The sequence below is a fragment of the Micromonospora sp. NBC_00821 genome, from assembly GCF_036347035.1.
Taxonomy (GTDB): Bacteria; Actinomycetota; Actinomycetes; order Mycobacteriales; family Micromonosporaceae; genus Micromonospora; species Micromonospora hortensis.
In genome coordinates this window covers 4,581,763-4,598,876 of record NZ_CP108880.1, presented here as the reverse complement: position 1 = coordinate 4,598,876, position 17,114 = coordinate 4,581,763, and the positions used below count along the sequence as shown (strand labels likewise).

14 protein-coding genes are annotated in these 17,114 nt (G+C 71.4%); 13 read left to right on the top strand and 1 reads right to left on the bottom strand.

Translation table 11 applies throughout. The features are described from left to right. The first annotated feature begins 152 nt into the window (after positions 1–152). The 3 genes from OHB44_RS21000 to OHB44_RS20990 all read left to right on the top strand — a co-directional run bounded on the left by OHB44_RS21000 (position 153) and on the right by OHB44_RS20990 (position 2,395). Complete coding sequence (locus OHB44_RS21000; RefSeq protein WP_330437955.1) at positions 153–869, top strand: GAF and ANTAR domain-containing protein; 717 nt, start codon at positions 153–155, stop codon at positions 867–869. Positions 870–912: 43 nt separating this feature from the next. Further along, a complete protein-coding gene (locus OHB44_RS20995) occupies positions 913–1,446 on the top strand; it encodes a hypothetical protein (protein ID WP_330437954.1) in 534 nt (177 codons plus the stop codon). Positions 1,447–1,510: 64 nt separating this feature from the next. After that, entirely contained in the window at positions 1,511–2,395 is an 885-nt protein-coding gene (locus OHB44_RS20990; RefSeq protein WP_330437953.1) for a pyridoxal-phosphate dependent enzyme, read from the top strand. 77 nt (positions 2,396–2,472) lie between these two features. On the opposite strand, the gene OHB44_RS20985 is transcribed toward OHB44_RS20990, so the two are convergent. Next, positions 2,473–3,318 (bottom strand): SDR family oxidoreductase, encoded by an 846-nt coding sequence (locus OHB44_RS20985; RefSeq protein WP_330437952.1) that lies wholly within the window; start codon positions 3,316–3,318, stop codon positions 2,473–2,475. Between the two features lie 87 nt (positions 3,319–3,405). Here OHB44_RS20985 and OHB44_RS20980 point away from each other — a divergent pair, with 87 nt between their 5' ends. The 10 genes from OHB44_RS20980 to OHB44_RS20935 all read left to right on the top strand — a co-directional run bounded on the left by OHB44_RS20980 (position 3,406) and on the right by OHB44_RS20935 (position 17,110). Next, the gene (locus tag OHB44_RS20980; RefSeq protein ID WP_266302023.1) at positions 3,406–3,885 is read left to right on the top strand and encodes a MarR family winged helix-turn-helix transcriptional regulator; all 480 of its coding nucleotides are present in this window, start codon (positions 3,406–3,408) and stop codon (positions 3,883–3,885) included. A 99-nt stretch (positions 3,886–3,984) separates the two neighbouring features. Next, positions 3,985–5,175, top strand: a complete 1,191-nt coding sequence (locus OHB44_RS20975) for an MFS transporter (protein ID WP_330437951.1) — start codon at positions 3,985–3,987, stop codon at positions 5,173–5,175. A gap of 64 nt (positions 5,176–5,239) precedes the next feature. Continuing rightward, positions 5,240–5,869, top strand: a complete 630-nt coding sequence (locus tag OHB44_RS20970) for a VOC family protein (protein ID WP_238684004.1) — start codon at positions 5,240–5,242, stop codon at positions 5,867–5,869. 286 nt (positions 5,870–6,155) lie between these two features. Continuing rightward, positions 6,156–6,980, top strand: coding sequence for an AfsR/SARP family transcriptional regulator (locus OHB44_RS20965; RefSeq protein WP_238684003.1), 825 nt, complete (start codon positions 6,156–6,158; stop codon positions 6,978–6,980). 9 nt (positions 6,981–6,989) lie between these two features. Further along, positions 6,990–10,331, top strand: coding sequence for a type 2 lanthipeptide synthetase LanM family protein (locus OHB44_RS20960; RefSeq protein WP_330437950.1), 3,342 nt, complete (start codon positions 6,990–6,992; stop codon positions 10,329–10,331). A 73-nt stretch (positions 10,332–10,404) separates the two neighbouring features. Further along, complete coding sequence (locus tag OHB44_RS20955) at positions 10,405–10,656, top strand: mersacidin/lichenicidin family type 2 lantibiotic (RefSeq protein ID WP_112603060.1); 252 nt, start codon at positions 10,405–10,407, stop codon at positions 10,654–10,656. A gap of 88 nt (positions 10,657–10,744) precedes the next feature. Beyond that, the gene (locus OHB44_RS20950; protein WP_091399738.1) at positions 10,745–11,023 is read left to right on the top strand and encodes a mersacidin/lichenicidin family type 2 lantibiotic; all 279 of its coding nucleotides are present in this window, start codon (positions 10,745–10,747) and stop codon (positions 11,021–11,023) included. Between the two features lie 93 nt (positions 11,024–11,116). Then, a complete protein-coding gene (locus OHB44_RS20945) occupies positions 11,117–14,449 on the top strand; it encodes a type 2 lanthipeptide synthetase LanM family protein (RefSeq protein WP_330437949.1) in 3,333 nt (1,110 codons plus the stop codon). Continuing rightward, complete coding sequence (locus OHB44_RS20940; protein WP_238684000.1) at positions 14,442–14,939, top strand: hypothetical protein; 498 nt, start codon at positions 14,442–14,444, stop codon at positions 14,937–14,939. The genes OHB44_RS20945 and OHB44_RS20940 overlap by 8 nt, the downstream gene beginning before the upstream one ends. Continuing rightward, positions 14,936–17,110: a peptidase domain-containing ABC transporter gene (locus tag OHB44_RS20935; protein ID WP_330437948.1), complete on the top strand. Its 2,175-nt coding sequence runs from the start codon at positions 14,936–14,938 to the stop codon at positions 17,108–17,110. Before OHB44_RS20940 ends, OHB44_RS20935 begins: the two co-directional genes overlap by 4 nt. Positions 17,111–17,114: the final 4 nt, after the last annotated feature.

Genomic DNA, 17,114 nt, shown 5'->3' with positions numbered 1-17,114 from the left:
CGACGCTACCGGGGGTCAGCCCGCGCGGCGTAGGCGTCCGAGCGCTGGCCCGCCACACGCGGCCCCGACCCGCTGAAGCTGATCTGTGGGAACGCGGGCCGCCAAACCCTCGGCAGGGTGTGAGCGGCTGATTCAGGGGGTAGGACGCTGCGATGACGCAGCCGAGGATGGATCCCGCCGACGCGTTGGCCGAGCTGGGCCGGGTCAGGCTCGACGAGATCAGCCTGGACGACATGCTGCTCCGGATCGCCGAACTCGCCAAGGGAAGCATTGCCGGGACGAGAGAGGTGACTGTCACCCTGGTGCGGGGTCGGGTCGGTTGGACCGGGGCATTCACCGGCGAGTTGGCCCGTCAGCTGGACGAGTGGCAGTACGAGCAGCACCGGGGCCCCTGCCTGGATGCCTCCGCCAGTGGTGACACCATCTCCGTGCCGGACATGGACACCGAAGAGCGCTGGCCAGCATGGGCGGAGAGGGCTCGCGCCGCCGGCGTGCAGAGTTCCCTCTCCATCGGGCTTCCCATCCAGGGCTCGGTTGTCGGCGCGCTCAACGTCTACAGCGATTCGCCGAACGCGTTCGATCCGTCCTCGATCGCCAGTGCGGAGGGCTTCGCCGCCTATGCGGCGGTGGCACTGGCCAACGCGCACCTGTACGAGAACGCCGCCACGCTGGCCGCGCAGATGCAGGAGGCGATGCGGAATCGAGCCGTGATCGAGCAGGCCAAGGGAATCATCATGGGCAGCCGGCGGTGCTCGTCGGAGGAGGCGTTCGCGCTGCTGTCGAAGATCTCCCAGGACACCAACCGAAAGGTGCGCGAGGTCGCGGAGGCCCTGGTCGCCCAGGCAGTGGGAACCTCCCAAGGGTCTTGAACTTCGTGGGTGTGGGTGCCTGGGCCGTGGGTAGGGCTGAACCATGCTGAAGCGAGCGGTGTGGCAGGGGCTGGTGGCGGGCCTGGCCGGGGCTGCGGTGATGACAGCCGCCGAGAAGATCGAACAGCGGCTGACCGGTCGGCCCGACTCCTACGTGCCGGCCCGAGTTCTGGTCAGGCTGACCGGCCTGTCGGAATCCTCAGGGCAGCAGCCCCGCTGGCAGAACCTGGCGATGCACTATGGCCAGGGCGCGCTGGTCGGCGTGCTGCGCAGTGTCATGGCGCAGGCCGGGCTGCGGGGCACCTGGGCTTCGACGATGTTCACGGCGGTGCGCCTGACCAACGACCAGATCCTGGAGAACGCCACCGGCGTGGGGGCGCCCCCACTGACCTGGCCCCGCCCCGAACTCGCCATCGACGTGTTGCACAAGTCCATCTACGCGTTCGCCACCGGAGCGGTGGCCGACGCGCTCGCCGCCCGCGACGGAGCGGGTCCCGGGCAGCGGCACGCGGCGCTGCGTCCCGGTCGCCACTCGGACGTCGGTCCGCTGCCCCGGGCAGCAGCACGCCGGGCCTAGCCCCCGGAAGAGCGCCCACGGCCAGGAAGCTGCGTGCGCGGCCGGGGAGTGTTTAGCTGCACGGATGATCACACCCGTTCCCCTCGGTACGTGGCCGACGCCGCTGGAGGCCGCACCCCGGCTCGCCGCCCGGCTGGGGCTGGCCGAGCTCTGGTTCAAGCGCGACGATCTCAACGGCCTCGGCGGGGGCGGCAACAAGATCCGCAAGCTCCGGTACACCTGCGCGCAGGCGATCGCCGACGGCGCCACCACGCTGATCACCTCGGGGGCGCCGCAGAGCAACCACGCCCGGCTCACCGCTGCCGCTGCCGCGCGGCTCGGCCTCTCCTGTGTGCTGGTGCTCGCCGGCCCGCCCCCGGAGCGTCGACGAGGCAACCTGCTGCTCGACGGGCTCGCCGGCGCGGAGATCGTCTGGGCCGGAGACAGTCCGCTCGCCGAGGTGGTGGCGGTCGAGGCGGAGCGACGATCGGCGTACGTCATCCCGTTCGGCGGCACCTCACCCGCGTCGATCCAGGGCTATGTGGACTGCGGTCGGGAGTTGCGGGCCCAGTTGCCTGACGCCGACGGGGTCGAGGTGGTGGCGGCGCTCGGTTCCGGCGGGACGATGGCCGGCCTGGTGCGGGAGTTGGGCGCGCAGCGGGTCGTCGGCGTGGATGTCGGCGCCGTGCCCGACCCCCGGGCGACCGTCGCCGGGCTGCTCGTCGGTGAGGTCGAACCGGACGCGCTGCGGATCGACGGCACCCAGGTGGGTGCGGGATACCGCACGCTGACCGACGCCGTCCGGACGGCGCTGGAGGTGACCGCGCGTACGGAGGGGGTCTTCCTGGATCCGACGTACACCGGTCGGGCGATGGCGGCGCTGCTGGCCGGCAGCTTCCCGCACGGCGACCGGGTCGTCTTTGTGCACACCGGCGGCCTGCCGGGACTCTTCGGCCACCCCGAGCTGTAGGGGCGCCGGCCGGGCACGAGCGGCGGTGCCCTCCGGTGGAATCGCGCCGGAGGGCACCGCGCCGAGCTGTCGACGGATCAGACGCTGGCGAAGTGCTCGCGGTGATCGCGAACGAACTCGGCGAAGCTCCGCGGCTGCCGGCCGACGATCCGCTCGACGTGGTCGTTGGTGAAGTCGCCCCACCCGGAACCGTAGGCGACCCGGTACTCGGCGAGGACCTCGGCCGACCACTGGTCGAGGCCGGCCTGGAGCAGGCCGTCGCGTGCCTGCTCCGGGCTCTGCGGCACGTAGCGCACCGGCTCGCCGAGGGTGCGGGCGATCTCGTCGGCCGCCTGGTCGAGAGTGATGCTCTCCGGGCCGGTGGGAGTGTAGATCTTGCCCTGGTGCTGCTCCGGCGCGGCGAGAATCGTTGCCCCTGTGGCGGCGATGTCCCGGGCGTCGATCAGGCCGACCCGCGCGTCACCGAAGAGACCGTAGAGGTGCTCACCGGCCTTGGCGCCGAGCAGGTTCTGCATGAAGTGACTCGGTCGCAGGATGGTCCAGGGGATACCGGACTCCTGTAGCTCCGCGTCGGAGAGCGCGTGCAGGCGGCCGTTGCGGGTGGGCGCGTCGTGCGCGGCGCCGATCGCGGAGAGCCGGACGACGTGCCGGACGCCGGCCTGCCGGGCCGCCCACACCGCGTTCATGCTCTGGCTCGGTGCCAGTGGGCCCATCGGCATCAGCAGCCAGAGCGTCGTCACGCCCTCGAAAGCGGCGGTCAGTGTGGTGGGGCGGTCCAGGTCGCCGACGACGTACTCGACCCCATCGAGCCCTGGCGTGCGCGACGCGTCCCGGACGAGGGCGCGCAGCGGCTGCTTGCCGGCCAACTCCCGCAGCACCTCCCGCGACACGGTGCCGTTTGCCCCGGTTATCAGAATGGTCATGGTCATCCTCCTCGGTCAGGCGGACCGAGGTCGGACCACCGGTCGCCGGCACCGACGATATAGTCCAAAACTTGTACCGTCCAATGATTGGACCAAATTATGAAGCGCAGCACACTGAAGGAGCAGGACCCTGACCTCGGGATCCTGGCCGTGCAGCTCTCCGCGCGTGTCCAGCGGGAGATCTTCCGACGCTCGGCGGAGCAGGGGTTCGACGACGTCCGGCCCCGCCACGGCGCGGTCCTCGCGTACCTGGACGCCGAGGGCACCCGCCCCGGCGAACTGGCCCGGCTGGCCGGCCGCAACAAGCAGACGATGGGCGCGATCCTCGACGAGTTGGAACGGCTGGGCTACGTCCGGCGTACGCCCGACCCAGCCGACCGCCGGGCAAAGTTGATCGTGCCGACGGATCGGGGTCTCCGCTTCATCGCGGCCTCCGACGGCTTCGTGCACCTGATCGAGCAGAAACTCGCCGACACGCTCGGCCCCGACCGGTACCGCGACTTCCGAGACGCGCTGGCCCGCGGCGTGGCGAGCCTCCCCGCCACCGGCCCGGACACCGAGGGCTGAGCTGGCATGTGCCGGCGTCAACCGGGTACGCCGCCGTAGCCCCCGGGGCCGGCGGACCGCACGGGCTGACCGCCTTCCACGCAGCCGAGGAGCACCGACATGCCTATCGCGGGGCGGGCCCGACTCACACCGACGGTCTCCCTGGTGCTGCTGGCGTCGGTCCTGGTGTCGTTCCTGGCCGCGTCGGCGGCCCCGACCCCGCTCTACGGTCTGTACCAGGAACGCTGGCACTTCTCGCCGGTCACCACCACTGTGGTGTTCGCCGTCTACGCCCTGGCGGTGCTGGCGTCGCTGCTCACGTTCGGCAGGTTGTCCGACCACGTCGGTCGGCGGCCGGTGCTGGCCGTCGCGATCGCTGTGCAGATGCTCGCGCTTGTCGTCTTCATCGTCGCCAACGGCGTTGCGGCCCTGCTGGTCGCCCGCCTCGTGCAGGGGCTGGCAGCCGGCGCCGCCACCGGCGCGGTGGGCGCCGCCATGCTCGACATCGACCGGGCCCGGGGCACGCTCGCGAACTCGATCGCCCCCGGCATCGGAACCGGAAGCGGCGCCCTGCTCTCGGCGCTCCTCATCCAGTTCCTGCCCGCGCCGACGCGACTGGTGTACGTCGTGCTGCTCGTGATCCTGCTGATCCAGGCCGTCGGGGTCGCGCTGATGCCGGAGACGGTCACCCCGATGGCCGGGGCCCGAGGCAGCCTCCGGCCGGACATCACGCTGCCCCGCTCGGTGCGCCAACCGGTCCTGGTCGTCATCCCGGTGCTCTTCGCGGTCTGGGCGCTGGCCGGGTTCTTCGGCGCGCTCGGCCCGGCGCTGATCCGCAGCCTCATGAACACGTCGATCGTGGTCGGCGGTCTGGTTCTCTTCGTCTTCGCCGTCTTCGGGTCGATCGCCGTGCTGGTCCAGCGCAACACCGCCGCGCGGACCGTGATCCTGACCGGGATAGTCGCGCTCATCCTGGGCATGATCGTCACATTGGTGGCCGTCATGGCGCAGTCCATCCCGGTCTTCTTCGTCGGCCTCGCGCTCGGGGGCGTCGGCTTCGGCAGCGGCTTCCAGGGCAGCCTCAAGACGGTCATGCCGCTGGTCGAGGCACACCAACGCGCCAGCGTGCTGTCAGTGCTCTACGTCGTCTGCTACGTCGGCTTCGGTCTCCCCACGGTGATCGCCGGCTTCCTCGTGGTCTACGCCGGCGGCCTGCCGAGGACCGCCGACGAGTACTCCGTCGCCGTCATCCTCCTCGCCCTGGTCGCCCTGTTGGGCGTGCGCAGGGCCACCAGGATGGCGCCGGGCTGATGCCGGGAGGCCGGCGCCGAGCACTGACGCATCCAGCAGCGTCATGATCAGAAAGGGAGGGGCGATGAGCCCGAAAGTGACCCAGGGCGAGGCGACTGCGACGTCGCGCATCGAGAGCCTGGACGTCAAGCTTGAGGTGATCGTCATCCCGGTCTCGGATGTCGACCGGGCGAAGGCGTTCTACGAACGGCTCGGGTGGCGGCTCGACCAGACCCCGCCCGGCATCGTCCAGTTGACGCCACACGGCTCCCCGTGTTCCGTACAGTTCGGCCCCGGGCTCACGTCGGCGGCACCCGGCTCGGCCATGGCGTACCTGATCGTGTCCGACATCGAGGCTGCCCACGACACACTCGCCGCCGCCGGTGTCGAGGTCGGCGACGTCTTCCACGTCACCCCGGACGGCCCGGTCGACGGGCCGGACCCGCAGCGGCGCAGCTACTTCTCGCGCGCCACGCTGCGCGACCCGGACGGCAACACCTGGCTGATGCAGGAGATCACGACCAGGCTTCCCGGACGCATCGAGGGTGGCCTCACGTCGTTCGGCTCCACGAGCGACCTGGCGAGCGCGCTTCGGCGCGCGGCGGCCGCGCACGGTGAGCACGAGGAACGTACCGGCGAGCACGACGACAACTGGCCCGACTGGTACGCGGCGTACATGGTCAGCGAGCAGTCGGGGGCCAAGCCGCCCGAGTGAGCGACGTCCACGCGTAAGACCTGCTGATCGCGGTGCTGCCGGTGAGTCACCTGATGACTCACCGGCAGCACCGCTCCTCGCTGCGCGCTGTTCGTACGGGCGATGTACGCGAGTTGTACGCCGACCGTCCTACCATCCCCTGGACACGATGATCTTCGATCCAGCGGCACCGCCGGATTCAGAGCTGACCGGGTGGGTGCCGTGCCTCGTCGCCTGTGTGCGGTCCCCCGGCCGCCGGTAGGGAGGAGACCTCGATGACGAGTCCTGGTGCGGGCGGTGCGATGCCGTGACGCGGGTACGGTTTCTCGCCCTCGGCCCGCTGCACGCCGAGGTCGGCAGAGAGTGGCTCGACCTCGGGCCCGTCCGGCAACAGGCGGTCTTCGCGATCCTGCTGTTCAACGCGAACCGCGTTGTCACACCGGCGTCGATCCTGCAGGGAGTCTGGGGCGGCCAGGCCCCGGCGACCGGCACGAAGCTGATCCCGCCGTACATCTACCGGCTGCGGCGCACGCTCCAGGCGGCGTGCGTCGGCAGCGACGGTCCCGCGATCGACAGTTCCCGGATCGGCTACCGGCTGCGTCTCGGGTCGGCCCGCACCGACGTCGCGGACTTCGACGACGCGGTTGAGCGGGCGGCTGCCGCCGAGACGGCCGGCGACCTGGCCGGGGCCGCGGCGCTACTGGCCGAGGCCGAGCAGAGCTGGGCGGGCGAGCCGTTGGCGGGCCTGACCGGTCCGTACGCGGAGAGCCGTCGGCAACACCTGCTCGAACGCCGCGTCGTCTGTTTGGAACACCGGCTGGAACTGCACCTGCGGCTGGGCGACTGCCACCGGGCGATCCCCGCGCTCATCGCCTTGCAGGCGGAGTATCCCCTGCGGGAACGGCTGGCGATCATGCTGATGACCGCCCTGTACCAGACCGGCAGGCAGGGCGAGGCGATGGATGTGTTCGGCGCCTTCCGTACCCGCCTCGCGACCGAGTTGGGCGTCGAGCCGACCCCGGCGCTGCTCGCGGCGTACACCTCGATGTTGCGCGGCGACCTGGGCCCGCCCTGGGTGTCGGGCCGTTTTCCCGAAGGACCCGCCCGGGCACGGGCGGCCACCACCACGTGATGCGCGGCGATGCCGCGCGGTGAGGCGGAGCAGATGGACGACGGCCTTGCCCCGGTGCAGCCGGGGGACGCCGGATGGTTTCTGGGTCACTCCCTGCGGGAGCGGCTGACCGGCGCGGTGCCCACCGGCCCCGTCGACGAGGATCTCGGCCGGATCCGGCTGAAGATGTGGCTGGACGAGCCGGTGCACGCGAGGCGGCCCGACCTGATCCCGCAGCGGCTGGCCCAGCACGGGCTCGACGAGGCCGGTCTGATCCGGGTCCTGGGCGAGCAGCCCGAGACCGTTCGGGCCCGGTTCGACACGGCACCGGATTACGCCCGGCGGCTGGTCGAGGCCGCGCGGCGACATCCGGCCGCCACTGTGGCGCCCGGCCACGGCGCGGCCGGACACGATGACAGCGCGGGATTCGCGGCGCTCGTCGCGCCACTGATCGCCGCCGCACTCGAACGGTTGGGCGCGCGGGTGGCGGCGCTCGTCGACGGCCACCCGCACCTGTCCGCCGAGGCGCTGACCACGCGGTTGGGCCCGGGGCCGGTCGACACCGTCAACATGCTGGTGGCCCGGACGATGGCGCTGGAACTCAACGTGCTGCGGATCCGGGGCGAGCTGTCCGGGAGCAGCCCGCACGAGCGCTTCCACGACTTCCTGCACCGGTTGGAGCAGCCGCAGCACGCGTTGCGCCTACTGCGCGAATATCCGGTGCTGGCCCGGGATCTGGTGCGGGTCGTCGACAACTGGGAGGCCAGCCGGCTGGAGTTCGCCGAGCGCGTCGTCGCCGACCACGCGGAGCTGTCCGACCGGTGCGGCGGGCCGGACTCGCTCGGCGACCTGGCCGAGGTGAGCTTCGGGGCGGGGGACAACCATCGGGGCGGTCGCTCGGTGGCGGTCGTCCGCTTCGCGACCGGCGCGCGGGTGATGTACAAGCCCCGGCGCCTCCAGGTCGACTGCCACTTCCAACACCTGTTGGCCTGGCTCAACGAGCGTGGCGCGCACCCCGCGCTGCGGACGTTCTGGGTCGTCGACCGCGAGGTGTACGGGTGGACCGAGTTCGTCGAGAGCGGACCCTGCGCCGACCGCGACGCCCTCGGCCGGTTCCATCGGCGGCAGGGCGCGCTCCTGGCCCTGTTGCAGGCCCTCGGCGCGACGGATTTCCATCAGGAGAATGTGATCGCCTCCGGTGAGCACCCGATGCTCATCGATCTGGAGGCGATGCTGCACAACTGGCAGTGGGAGCGGCCGATCGGTGACCAGGCGGGCTACCTGCAGAGCGTCGGGGTCGGGTTGATGAGCAGGTCCGTCGTCACTGTGGGGCTGCTGCCGGCACCCGTGCTCTGGACCGAGGGCAACCAGGTCAACCAGTTCGACATGAGCGGGATGTCCGGGGCCGGTGGGCAGTTGACCGCCCGGCCGGTCACGGTCTGGGACGGGTTCGGCACCGACGAGATGCGCCTGGACCGGCGGCGGGTCCCGCTGCCCGGTTCGGGGAACCTGCCCACCCTCGGCGAGCAGCGTCTGGACGTGACGGAGTTCGCGCCCGAGATCGGCGACGGATACCGCACGCTCTACCGGATCCTGCTGCGACACCGGGACGAGTTGCTGGGGCCGTCCGGCCCGTTGGCCGCGTTCGCGCACGACGAGGTGCGGGTGGTCCTGCGCGCCACCGAGTCGTACGTCCGGCTGCTCGCCGAGGCGCAGCACCCGGACCTGCTGCGGGACGCGTTGGACCGGGACCGGTACTTCGAGAACCTGTGGGCCGGGCACGAGGACCGCGAGGACCGCGACCTCCTCATCGCCGCGGAACTGGCCCAGATGTACGCAGGCGACGTGCCGATCTTCGTGACCACACCGTCGTCGACGGACCTCACCGGCGGCGACGGCACCGTGGTGCCGGGGGCACTGCGCCAGACCGGCCTGGACGCGGTCCGCGACCGACTGGTGGGCATGTCCGAAGACCACCTGGCCCAGCAGAGCTGGATCATCGAAGCCTCGCTCACCGCGCTGATCATGGGAGACCCGTCACGGTGGCGTCCAGCGAGCCGCCCGGGCGCGGTGGTCCTGCCGCCGCTGGTCGTACCCGCGACTGTCGTGCACTCGCCTGTTGCCCCCGCGACGGTCGCACCTGAGCGCTTCGTCGACGCGGCGCGCATCATCGGGGATCGGTTGCTGGCGACCGCGCTCACCGAGGACGACCGGATCTGCTGGCTGGGCCTGAGCCTGATCGCCGACAAGGTGTGGATGCTCGGCCCGAGCGCGATGGACCTCTACAACGGCATCAGTGGCATCGCCCTGTTCCTCGCCCGGCTGGCGGACGTCACCGGCGACACTGTCTACCGACAGGCCGCCGACCGGGCCGCCACGATGATGCTCCGCGAGGCGCGGAGCTGGCTCGCCGGCCCGACCGCGACCGCGGGCGTCGGTGGCTTCGACCACCTGGGCGGTTCGGTGTACGCCCTGAGCCACCTCACCGCTGTCCTGGACCGCGCCGACCTGGTCGACACCGCCGTGGGCCTGGCCGCGTCGATGGTCACGCACGCCACCGATAGCCGCGAGTACGACATCATCAACGGCAGCGCCGGCGGGCTGCTGGCCCTGCTGTCGCTGCACCGGGTCACCGCGGACCCCAGCCTGCTCGACGGCGCCCGGACGCTGGCCCGGCACACGCTCAGCGGTGCACGGCCGGTCGGCGACGGGGTCGGCTGGTCCGGCACCCTCTACGCGGACACGCCGCTGGCCGGCTTCTCCCACGGCGCGTCCGGTATCGCGACCGCCCTGGCCCGATGGGACCGGTACACCGGGACGCACGAGCATCGCGACGCGGTCGACGCGGCGCTGCGCTACGAACGCACCGCATACGACGAGGCGACCGGCAACTGGCGCGACCTACGCCCGGACACGCCAGAAGGCGACTCCATGGTCGCCTGGTGCCACGGCGCGGCCGGGGTCGCGATGGCCCGCGCCGAACTCCTGGGCTACGCCACCGACGACGCGCTGGTGCGCGACGACCTGCGGCGTGCGCTGACGGCGGCGCTGGAGCCGAGCAACCTGCTGCACAACCACTCGATCTGCCACGGGGACCTCGGCAACGCCGAGGCGGCGCTGGCCGCCGCCCGAGCCCTCGGGGACGACGAGGCGGCCCGGCGCGCCGCCGCGATCGCGGCGACCGCCGTCGTGGACATCGAGAATCGTGACTGGCGGTGCGGCGTGCCCCGGGGAGTGGAGACACCGGGGCTGATGAGCGGCCTGGCCGGCATCGGCTACGCGCTCCTGCGCTGGGCCGACCCGGCGGGTGTGCCGTCGGTGCTGCTGCTGGAGCCGCCGACCGACCATCGCGGTGCCATCGATCTGCCATAGCGCGGTCCTACGGTTCCGCCCGTGGAGGTCCATCCACGTATCGCGCTTCACCACCTATAGATCGGAGTTTCACATGGACTACATCAGGGCGTGGAAGGACCCGGTCTACCGGGCGTCCCTCAGCGCCGAGGACCGGGCCAGCCTGCCGGCGAATCCGGCCGGCTTCGTCGAGCTGAACGACCAGGAGCTCGACGGCGCCGACGGCGGCACGTGGACCCCGACTCCCACGATCACCGTGGTCACCGGGGCCGCCGGCTGCTTCTCCTTCAACGGCACCTTCTGCAACGGCACCTGCGCGGCGTTCACCGCCGGCTGCTGCGGCTGACCGAACCACCTCGGCGGCGAACCCGAACCGTCCCGCACGGACGCGTTTCCTCGCCGGCACACCCCGAATTCCCTGAGGAGAGCCCTTAATGAACATCGTGCAAGCCTGGAAGGACCCCGAGTACCGGGCGAGCCTTTCCGCCGAGCAGTTGGCGGCGCTGCCGGAGCACCCCTGCGGCGTCGTCGAGCTCGGTGACGACGTCCTCGCGCACATCGCCGGCGCGCGTACCGAGGGACTGTGGACCCTCGGCTGCTGCGGCGGCTTCACCGCCCGGGAGACCCCGTGCGGTTCCTGTGGCGCGACGTGCGGCGGAACCACCTGTGGCACCTGCCAGACGCAGTCGACCTGTGGTCTGTGCACCGCCTGATCCACCCGCTTGACCGGCGGTGCCCGGACGCCTGAGGTGTCCGGGCACCGCCGGCCGCGAGACCCGACCGCTGCGCGAGAGAGAGCACCCCCGATGACGCAGTCGCACCTGCCCGGCCACGACCCGGTGGACGTTTCGAACCCCTGCTGGTACCTGGCGTACTCCCTGCCGGAGAGGCTCGGCGGCGCGGCGCCGACCGGCTCGGTGGACGAGGACCGGGGACGGCTTCGGCTCGATCGGTGGAAGAACGAACCGGTCTTCGCCGGTGACACGGACCTGTTCGAGAGCTGGCTCGACGCCCTCGACCTCGACGAGCCCACGCTGGCCACTGTGCTCGGCGAGACGCCGGAGACGGTCCGCAGCAGGTTCGCCGACATCCCGGACTACGTGCGCACCATCGAGCGTGCATGGCGCGACCACCGGCCGGGCGAGACCGCTGACGCCGACCACCACGACCACGACCACGACCATGACCACCACCACGAGCCGCACCCGCACGCCGCGTTCGTCGAGCTGGTGCGCCCGCTGGTGGACGACGGCGTCCGCCGGGTACGCGAGGCGGTGCACGCGGCCTGCGCGGGTGCGCCGGGACCACACCTGGATGCCGACCTGCTCGCCGACCAACTCTGCGAGCCGCCCTACGGGGCGATCAACCTGCTGGTCGGCCGGGTGCTCGTGCTGGAGCTCAACGTCCTGCGGTTGCAGGGGCAGTTGGAGGGGGAGACCTCGCAGCAGCGCTTCCAGGACTTCGCCCGGCGGCTACGCGACCCGAAGTACACGCTCGAGGTCCTGATGGAGTACCCGGTGCTGGCCCGGGACGCGACAATCCTCATCGACAACTGGGTGGACGCCCGGATCGAGTTCGCCCAGCGCCTCACCGCCGACGCCACCGCGCTGACCGCCCGACTGGGCGACCCGGCGGAGCTGGGCAGCGTGACGGAGGTGTCGTTCGGCGCCGGTGACTCCCACCGCGGTGGTCGCTCGGTCGGGTTCGTCCGCTTCGCCAACGGCGCCCGCGCCGTCTACAAGCCCCGAGGGCTGCAGGTCGAGCTGCACTTCCAGCAACTGCTGGACTGGCTCAACGCGCGCGGCGCGCAACCGTCGCTGCGCACCATGTGGGTGCTCGACCGCGGTGACTACGGCTGGTCGGAGTTCGTCACCGCCGGGCCGTGCGCCGATCACGACGCGCTGCGCCGCTTCTACACCCGGCAGGGCAGCTACCTGGCGCTGCTGCACAGCCTCGCGGCCGTCGACTTCCACCTGGAGAACATCATCGCCGCCGGCGAGCACCCGATGCTCGTCGACCTGGAAGCCCTCTTCCACCCGCAGGGCGAGCAGACGGACCAGCAGATCGGCGTCTCGGCGGAGTCGTTCCGGACGATGCGGGAGTCGGTCCTGGAGGTCGGGCTCCTGCCCCGGCCCATCATCTACCAGGACGACGACGGCGTCGGCGGCGTCGACTTCAGCGGCCTGGCCGGCACCGCCGGGCAGCTCACGCCCACCCCGGTCGCCACCTGGGAGGAATCCGGCACCGACGAGATGCGCCTGGTCCGCAAGCGGATCGAGATGGGCGGCGGGCAGAACCTGCCCAGCCTGAGCGACGCGCCACACCACACCCTCGACTTCAGCGCCGACATCATGGCCGGGTTCGAGCAGACCTACCGGCTGCTGCACCGCCACCGCGACGAGTTGCTGACACCCGACGGGCCGGTGGCCGCGTTCGCCGGTGACGAGGTACGCGTGATCCTGCGCGCCACCCGCACCTACGGCAAGCTGTTGCAGGAGAGCCGCCACCCCGACCTGCTGCGCAACGCGCTGGACCGGGAGCGGTTCTTCAGCTTCCTCTGGTTGCAGGAGGAGTGGCCCGGCGCCGAGGCCCGTATCGCCACCGCCGAGCAGGCGCAGCTCAGTCGCGGCGACATCCCCTTCTTCAGCACGACGCCCGCCTCGCACGACTTCGTCGCCGGAGACGGCTCGGTGGTCGCCGGGGTGCTGCCCACCAGCGGTCTGGAGCGGTCGCGGCAGCGCATCGACGCCCTCTCCGAAACCCACCTGGCCCAGCAGACCTGGATCCTGCGCAGCTCGCTCGCGGCGCTGACGATGGGCGTGGAGAGTCAGGGGCAGTGGTCGGAGTACCAGGTCAGCGCCGCCACCGTTCCCGCCGACGTGGACCGGTTCATCGCCGCCGCGTGCGCCGCCGGCGATCGGCTGCTGCTGTCGGCCGACACCGGCGAGGACTCGATCGCCTGGCTCGGGCACACCCTGGTGGCCGACAAGATCTGGCAGCTCGGCCCGGTCGGGATCGACCTCTACAGCGGGCTGTCCGGGATCGCGCTGTTCCTCGGCTACCTCGGCGAGGTCAGCGGCGAGCAGCGCTTCCGCAGCGCGGCGGAGGTAGCCGCCGGGATGTTGGTACGTCAGATCGACCTGCTCGACGAGACGCCGACGGAGAGCCTGGAGAACTTCACAGTCGGCGCCTTCAACGAGCTGGGCGGACCGCTGTACGCGTTGAGTCACCTGGGCGCACTGTGGCAGCGCGACGACCTGTTGGACGCCGCCGGCCGCATCGTTCCCGTCCTGCTGCACCTCGCTCCGCAGGACGAGGCGTACGACGTGATCAGCGGCGCGGCCGGAGCGATCCTCGCGCTGCTGGCGCTGCACGCGGCACGGCCCACGGAACCGGTCCTCGACGCGGCCCGCACGTTCGCCCGGATCCTGGTGGACAAGGCCGAGCCGGCCGGCGACGGCATCGGCTGGGCGGGCGCGGTGAACCCGAGTCGGCCGCTGGCGGGTTTCTCACACGGCGGGTCCGGCATCGCTGTCGCCCTGGCCCGGTTGGACCGCGCCCTCGGCAACCGCGACCACCTACCGCTGGTCGAGGGAGCGATGCGCTACGAACGCTCGGCCTTCGACCCGGAGCACATGTGCTGGCTCGACCTGCGCGACACCACGCCGGAGCGGTACTCCATGGTCGCCTGGTGCCACGGCGGGCCCGGCATCGCGCTCGCCCGCGCCGACCTGGCCGCCTACGTCGACGACCACGAACTGCTCGACCGCGACCTCTCCGACGCCAGCACCGGCATGCTGCGGTTCGGCCTGACCGGCGAGGTCATCACCGGCACCGGCAACCACAGCATCTGCCACGGCGACCTCGGTAACGTCGAGGCCCTGCTGGCCGCCGCACGGGTCCGCGGCGACGAGGACGCCGCCCGACAGGCCGAGCTTGTGGCCGCCAGCATCCTGGACTACATCGACCGGGACGGCTGGCTGTGTGGCGTTCCACTCGGCGCGGAGACTCCCGGCCTGATGAGCGGCATCGCCGGCATCGGCTACAACCTGCTGCGCCTGGCCCTGCCGGACCGGGTCCCGTCGATCCTGCTGGTCGAGCCTCCGATCCCGGCCGTGGGCGGTGACCGGCGTGGCTGAGCAGCAGGTCTGGCCGTACCGCCCGCAGGCGTTGGCGACCTACCGCGATGGCGTGCACGACGGCCCCGCACGCAGCCCGATCCGGTCCTCCGGACGGCCGCTGGTCGCGCTCGCCGTGCTGCTCCTGGTCGGCCTGGGCTTCGCGGCGGTGATGCGGGTGCCGCGCACCGTCGACGGCGCGGCGATCGGTGCCGACGGGTCGAACCTGGTCTCCATGTTCGCCGGACGCCTCGACCCCGAGCCGGCGCAGGGCACTGAGGTCACACTGGTCCAGGAGGGCGGACGGGCGACCCTGCGGGTCGTCCGGGCCGAGGTCGTCGTCGACGACGCCGCAGCTCGGCGCTGGAACATCCCGGCGGAGGTGGCCCGGCCGGTCACCATCGTCCTGCTCTCCGGTGAGACGCAGCAGACCTTCGGCCGGCTCAGTCTCGTGGTCGCCAACCCCACACTGCTGGAGTTGGTGCCGGGCGTTGGGAGGGTCCTCCGATGACGCCGAGCTGGCTGCGACAGCGCCGCCGGGTGCCGATCATGCTCCAGATGAGCGCCACCGAATGCGGCGCCGCGTGCCTGGCCATGGTCTTCAGCTCCTACCGGCGGTGGACCTCCGTCGCCGAGTGCCGCGAGCAGTTGGGCATCGGCCGCGACGGCGCCACGGCGTTGCAGATGACCCAACTCGCCCGCCGGACGGGCATGCGGGCCCGAGGTGTCAGCGTCGACCTCGACGGACTGCCGCAGCTGCGGCTGCCCGCGATCGTGCACTGGAACTTCCGGCACTATCTGGTGCTGGAGCGGTGGGACCGACGCGGCGCCGTCGTCGTCGACCCGGGGATGGGCCGGCGGCGGATGAGCCGCGAGGAGTTCGGCGAGGGCTTCACCGGCATCGCCATCGAACTGACCCCCGGTGAGGAGTTCGAGCGCCGTCCCAGCCCGGGACGGCTGGCCTCGCTGCGGTTCGCCCGCAGCATGCTGACCTTCTCCCGTCCGCTGCTCGGCCTGGTCCTGGTCGTCTCGCTGCTGCTCCAACTGGCGGTGCTGCTGCCGGCACTGATCACCAAGTTCGCTGTCGACACGGTGATCGGGAAGGGGCAGGTCGAGGCCCTGACCGTCCTCGGCCTCGGCATGCTCCTGTTGTTGGCCACCCAGGGCGTCGGTACCTACGCCCGAGGTGTCGCTCTCAACGTGCTGCACGCCCGCATGGACGACACCATGATGCGGCGCTTCTTCGACCACCTGCTCGCCCTGCCGTACTCGTACTTCCAGCTGCGCAGCAGCGGCGACCTGCTGATGCGGATGTCCAGCAACACAGTCATCCGCGACCTGGTGACCAGCCAGACGATGTCGCTCGTCCTCGACGGACTGTTCGTCGTCGTCTACATCGGCATGCTCCTGGCGTTCACACCGCTCTACGCCTGGCTGGTGCTCGGCCTGGGTCTGCTGCAACTCGGCGCGATCGTGGCGACGTACCGGGCCATGCGCGAACGCACACATCGGGACATCGCCGCGCAGGCCGAGGAGCAGAACTACGCGGTCGAGGTGCTGGCCGGCGCCGAGACGGTGAAGGCGATGGGCGCCGAGCAGCAGGTCCTCGGCCGCTGGTCCGGGCTGTTCCAGACCCGGCAGTTCGCCTCGCTGCACCGCCGTCAGCTGGAGACCGGGTTGGAGGCGACGCTCGGGGTGTTCCGCATGGGCTCGCCGCTGCTCCTGCTGTGGGTCGGCGCGCACCAGGTCGTCGCCGGCGCGATGTCGCTGGGCACCATGCTGGCGCTCAACGCTCTCGCCGCTGCCGTGCTCACCCCGCTGATGGGCCTGGTCAACACGGCCCGTCAACTACAGACGGTCGGCACCCACCTGGAACGGATCCGGGACGTGATGGACGAGGCCGCCGAGCAGGACCGGTCCACGTCTGAGCCACCGGGCCGCATCTCCGGGCAGGTGACGCTCAGCGGAGTCGGCATGCGCTACAGCGCCAACGCCGCCTGGGCCGTACGCGGGGTCGACCTCTCCATTCCGGCCGGCGCGAAGGTGGCGCTGGTCGGACGGACCGGTTCGGGTAAGACGACGCTCGCCAAGACGATCATCGGACTGTACGTGCCCAGTGAGGGCGAGGTCCGCTTCGACGGCCGTCTCCTCCAGGACCTCGACTTCCGCGAGCTGCGCCGTTGGTGTGGCATGGTCACCCAGGAGCCCGCCCTGTTCGCCGGATCCGTCCGCGACAACATCTCCCTCGGGCACCCGTCGGCGAGCTACGACGAGGTCGTCCTCGCCGCCGAGCGCGCGCAGATCCACGACGAGATCATGGCGATGCCGATGGCGTACGAGACCCGACTCACCGAGGGCGGTGGAGGGCTCTCCGGCGGTCAACGACAACGGCTGGCCCTCGCCCGTGCCCTCGTGCACAACCCGCCGCTGCTCCTGCTCGACGAGGCGACCAGCCACCTGGACGTGGTCACCGAGCGTCGGGTGGACGACATCCTCTCGGCGCTGTCGTGCACCAGGATCGTCATCGCGCACCGGTTGAGCACAGTGCTCAACGCGGACCTGATCGGTGTGATGGAGGAGGGTTCCCTGGTGGAGCAGGGCACGCACGACGAGTTGATCGCGCACGGGCGCTACTACGAGGCGCTGATCCGCGACCAGCTCCAGACGGCCCGGCCGCTGTAGCCGG